Below are 1,085 nucleotides of genomic sequence, written 5' to 3'. Positions count from 1 at the left end.
GAGGTATCCAGAGGGTGGGGGCCTGACGGCTGAGCGTCGGGCGTTTCGTGAGGGGATCCGGTTTCAGGCCGGGATGCGGTTCGCGGCGGGTGAGAAGACCGCGGTGATCGCGAAGGATCTGCGGGTGAGTGTGCGGTCGGTGGAACGCTGGCGTCGTGCCTGGCGCGAGGGCGGCATGGAGGGCTTGCGCTCGGCGGGTCCGGCGAACGCCCCGACCGTCACCGACGCCCAGTTCGCCGTGCTCGAGGAGGAACTCGGCAAAGGCCCCTCGGCGCACGGCTTCGACGACGAACGCTGGACGCTGGCCCGGGTCCAGACGCTGATCCGCCGCCGGCTGCGGCTGACCCTGTCGGTGCCGACGGTGTGGCGGCTGCTGAAACGGCACGGCTGGTCCTGGCAGGCACCCGCCCGCAGAGCCCTCGAGCGTGACGAGCACGCGGTGGAACTGTGGAAGAAGGAGGTCTGGCCACGGGTAAAAGCCTCGCGGCGGCGTCCGGGGCATGGCTCGTCTTCGAGGACGAGGCCGGCTTCTCGATGACTCCGCCCCGGGCCCGCACCTGGGGCCGACGCGGACAGCCCCCGTCATCCGCGTCCGCGGCCGTTCCCGCCGCCGGACCTCGGTCGCCGCGCTGTGCTGCTACAAACTCGGCGAGAAGAGCCGCCTCATCCACCGACCCCGCAACCATCTCCTGCTCAAGGGCGCCCGCAAGAGCTTCTCCTGGAAGGACTACCGCGATCTCCTGGTCCGCGCGCACATCCAACTCGACGGCCCCATCGTGGTGGTTTGGGACAATCTCAACACCCACCTGGCCGCCGGGCTGAAGCGGTACGAGGCGGAGCACGACTGGCTCACCACCATCCGCCTCCCGGCATACTCACCAGACCTGAACCCGGTCGAGGCCGTCTGGTCACTCGTGCGCAGAGCGATGGCCAACACCGCCTTCGACACACCCGACGACCTCGACCGCACACTCCGCAGCGAGCTACGCAGAATCCAACTCCGGCCCCACCTTGTCGACGGCTGCCTCACCGCCACCGGTCTGGCCATCAACCCACCGACCCCACCCTGAAATCTTCAGTAACCG

The 1,085-nt window shown here is 69.1% G+C and carries 1 protein-coding gene and 1 pseudogene; both read left to right on the top strand.

All coding sequences use genetic code 11. The features are described from left to right. The coding region (locus IF09_RS0139540) for a winged helix-turn-helix domain-containing protein (protein WP_234321348.1) at positions 1 to 538 on the top strand (538 nt) is incomplete at its 5' end. Continuing rightward, positions 535 to 1,070, top strand: a pseudogene (locus tag IF09_RS41470) (transposase). The gene IF09_RS0139540 and the pseudogene IF09_RS41470, both read left to right, overlap by 4 nt. Positions 1,071 to 1,085: the final 15 nt, after the last annotated feature.

It is taken from the genome of Streptomyces katrae, from assembly GCF_000717655.1.
Classification (GTDB): domain Bacteria; phylum Actinomycetota; class Actinomycetes; order Streptomycetales; family Streptomycetaceae; genus Streptomyces; species Streptomyces katrae_B.
The sequence above is the reverse complement of the archived record's forward strand: the minus strand, read 5'-3'. Positions and strand labels throughout refer to the sequence as shown.